This is a genomic window from Candidatus Culexarchaeum yellowstonense, assembly GCF_024707025.1.
Taxonomy (GTDB): Archaea; Thermoproteota; Methanomethylicia; order Culexarchaeales; family Culexarchaeaceae; genus Culexarchaeum.
The window spans coordinates 1-3,812 of the sequence record NZ_JANGFQ010000257.1 but is presented as its reverse complement, the minus strand read 5'-3'; the positions used below and the strand labels follow the sequence as shown (position 1 = coordinate 3,812).

Annotated in this window: 4 protein-coding genes; all 4 read left to right on the top strand. The window is 37.0% G+C overall.

Annotated elements, in window-relative coordinates:
- The coding region (locus MRT15_RS12365) for an alanine--glyoxylate aminotransferase family protein (RefSeq protein ID WP_304330598.1) at window positions 1–1,016 on the top strand (1,016 nt) is incomplete at its 5' end.
- A gap of 53 nt (window positions 1,017–1,069) precedes the next feature.
- Window positions 1,070–1,366, top strand: coding sequence for a hypothetical protein (locus tag MRT15_RS12360; RefSeq protein WP_304330597.1), 297 nt, complete (start codon window positions 1,070–1,072; stop codon window positions 1,364–1,366).
- Between the two features lie 6 nt (window positions 1,367–1,372).
- A complete protein-coding gene (locus MRT15_RS12355) occupies window positions 1,373–3,247 on the top strand; it encodes a 2-oxoacid:ferredoxin oxidoreductase subunit alpha (RefSeq protein WP_304330596.1) in 1,875 nt (624 codons plus the stop codon).
- On the top strand, window positions 3,237–3,812 hold a 576-nt coding region (locus MRT15_RS12350; RefSeq protein WP_304330595.1), incomplete at its 3' end, for a thiamine pyrophosphate-dependent enzyme. The genes MRT15_RS12355 and MRT15_RS12350, both read left to right, overlap by 11 nt.

Below are 3,812 nucleotides of genomic sequence, written 5' to 3'. Positions count from 1 at the left end.
ATAAAACAGTAATCCTCGCTGGAAGCGGAACACTAGCCATGGAAACAAGCACAACAAACTTCATAAAAAGCGGAGACAAAATACTTGTGGTATCCAATGGATACTTTGGAGATCGAATGATAGAACTACTATCAAGATACCCAGTTAAAGTGGATATCCTTAAAGTAAATGAACTGGGAAGCAGAGTGGAAGCTGAAAAGATAATGGAGAAGCTAGATGAAGAGAAATACAGCCTAATAACAGTAACCCATGTGGATACAAGCACAGGGGTAAAACAGGAATTGAAAAGCCTTGGAGAAGAAGTGAAGAAACATCATGACGAAACGCTACTAGTGGTGGATGGAGTATGTAGCGTGGCTGGAGAAGAATTATACATGAAGGATTGGGGAATAGACGTACTCTTCACTGGAAGCCAAAAAGCATTGGGGGTACCTCCTGGATTAGCCATAATATGGCTATCGCCAAAAGCATTGGAAAAACTTAAAGAAACAAAATCCACCCTTACACCATACTACATGGATTTAAATAGATGGATAAAGGTTATGGAAGCTCATGAAGAACTTAAACCAGCATACTTCGCTACACCAGCAGTAAATCTAATAATGGCATTAAATAAGAGCTTAAAACTAATATTAGATGAAGGTATGGAGAAGAGGTTTAGGAGGCATAAAACACTTTCAAAAGCGTTCAGAGCAGGCATTAGAGGCATAGGCTTAAATGTTATGGCGAAAAATGAGGATTACGCTGCATCAACAGTAACAGCCATATACTTACCACAAAACATAGAAGTACAACAATTCCTAGCGGAAATGCAAAAGAGGAATGTAATAGTGGCTGGAGGATTATACCCAAACATAAAGTACTTCAGAGTTGGACATATGGGGCCAGTCAACGCCAACGACATACTAGCCACAATAGGGGCAATAGAGAGAAGCCTACATAAACTCGGTACACCAATAGAACTTGGAAAGGGATTAACCGAAGCACAAAAAATACTGACGAAAGAAGACATGTGAAAATCACAATAGTTATATATTTTACTCAACCATATACTCTTTGATGGTAGGTTATGAACGGAACATGTTATAAATGTTCAAAATATCTGCCACACCCAATATTCCCATATATTGGGAAATGCGAAGAACTAGACATTATGACTTTGGGAACTAGAGAACCTTGTCAAAAATACGTTGAGCAAAGGATAGAAGATGTAAAGGGAATATTTGAAGCTGGTGGCATAATGTACTGTCCAATATGCAAAGAGCCCATTTACACTTTTGAGGAATATTTGAAACATAAAGAGCATAAACCATCAAGAAACTTCCTAATAGATGAAACCATAATAGAAGAGACTTACCCAGGATGATGAAATATGGAGGAAAGGGATGAGATAAATATAATACTCGGAGGACCACAAGGCTCTGGATTGGAAACCATATCACAAATAATGACCACAGCATTTGTTAAACTGGGATATGGAGTGATATCAGACCGTGAATACCATTCCAACATAATTGGTAGGCACAGTTACATACATATGAAAGTATCTTCACAAGAAGAACCCATATCCCTCGAATACCCAGTACAAATAATAGCTTCAATGGATGCTGAAACAATATTCACACATCAAAACGATTTAGCCCCGGATGGAATACTAATATATGATACAGGAGTTTTGAAAGTAAAATTAGAAGATGTAAAAAGCATGGAAGAAGAAGTCAAAAGAAGATTGAAGAATATAACCATAGAAGAACTAATCAACAATTTAAATTGTAGAAAACTGGGAATAAACTTTAAACAAATATTGTCAAATCTAACAGAAAAATACAGTATACCAGCAACTCAAGTTTCAAGATACATAAGTGCAATAATAGTTGGAGCAATAGCTAAAATACTTAGAATAAATGAGAAGGCATTAACCTACGCATTAAACGTTAGATTTGAAGGGAGAGAATCACTTGTAAAAACAAATATGCACGTAATAAAAATGATCGACGAAATTGTGGGAGAAGAATACGAAATTAAATTAAAGAAGCCCAAACCTAGACATAAAGAGTACATGGTTGTAAGTGGAAACGATATTGTTGGAATTGCCAAAATAATTGGGGGAGTAAGATATCAAAGCTACTATCCAATAACACCTGCAGCAGATGAAAGCTTATTCATAGAATCATATGAAAGGATAACCATGGAAAACGGTGATGAAATAGGGATTTGCGTATTGCAAACCGAAGATGAAATAGCAGCAATATCATCAGTAATAGGAGCCTCCCTAGCTGGTGCTAGAAGCACCACAACCACAAGTGGACCTGGATTCAGTTTAATGGTGGAAGCATTGGGATGGGCTGGAAATAATGAAACACCCATATTGATAACATACTATCAAAGAGGAGCACCAAGCACAGGATTACCAACAAGAGGAGGGCAAGCAGACCTCTTATTCACGTTATCAGCATCACATGGAGAATTTCCAAGAATAGTATTAACCTCAGGGGATCATATAGAAGCATTCTATGACACCATAGAAGCATTAAACTTAGCAGAAAAATACCAAGTTCCAGTAATACACCTGCTAGACAAATTCATAGCCAACACAATAGCTTCAATACCAATACCAAACATAGATGAAATAAAAATCGATAGAGGTAATATTGTGCATGAAGAGGGGGATTATAAGAGATTCGACCTTAATAACATAATATCCCCAAGAGCATACATTGGCAGCAAAGCAATATCATGGTATACTGGAGATGAACATAACGAAGAAGGGCATATAACAGAAGATCCAGTAACAAGAGCAAAAATGTATGAGAAGAGAATGAATAAAATGAAGCTGATAGAAACAGAAACTCCACAAAAATTAAAATACACATACTTAGATGAAGGGAAGGATTGTCTGCTTATAAGTTGGGGCTCAACCAAGGGGGTTTGCATAGACGCTTTAAAAACATTAAGAAATATCTACGGAATCAATGGATCACACTTAAACATAAAGATGTTTTCACCATTCCCCTCAAGGGAAATATCCCAAATAATATCGAAATATGAAATAGACAAAATCATAATGGTGGAAAACAACTACCTATCACAAGCATCAATGGTGATTTCAATGCACACTGGAAAAATTATTGAAAACAGGATACTGAAATACACTGGCAGACCAATATACAAAGATGAACTGGTGAAAGCAATTAGAAACATATTAAGTGGAAAAAGTAAAAGGGAGGTGTTAATGAGTGGGGCATGAATATAGAACAGAACTATGGGTAGACTGGTGCCCAGGATGCGGAAACTATGGGATATTAGCAGCATTAACACAAGCACTAAAAGAATTAAATGCAAACCCACAAAACACGGTCATAGTTTCAGGAATAGGATGCTCAGGGAAAATTCCACATTACGTAAATGTAAATGGAGTACACACATTACATGGAAGAGCAATACCATTCGCCACCGGAATAAAACTTGCCAATCCAAGCTTAACAGTAATAGTAAATGGAGGTGACGGCGACCTACTTGGAATAGGAGCTGGACATCTAGTAGCTTTGGGAAGGAGGAACATAGATATAAAAGTGCTACTACACAACAATGGAGTATACGGATTGACAAAAGGTCAAGCTTCACCAACACTACCAATTAGAATAAAGACAAAAGCGTTAACGAGAGAAAACATCCATGAAAGCATAAACCCAATAACACTGGCATTATCATCAGGATACACGTTTATTGCAAGATCATACGCAATGGACATAAAACACTTAAAACAAACAATAATATCAGCCATAAACCATAAAGGCGCAGCACTAATAGAC

Excerpts from the sequence above, each read along its gene's own strand:
- MRT15_RS12360 (WP_304330597.1), top strand. The coding sequence starts at position 1,070 with ATGAACGGAACATGTTATAAATGTTCAAAATATCTGCCACACCCAATA.
- MRT15_RS12355 (WP_304330596.1), top strand. The coding sequence starts at position 1,373 with ATGGAGGAAAGGGATGAGATAAATATAATACTCGGAGGACCACAAGGC.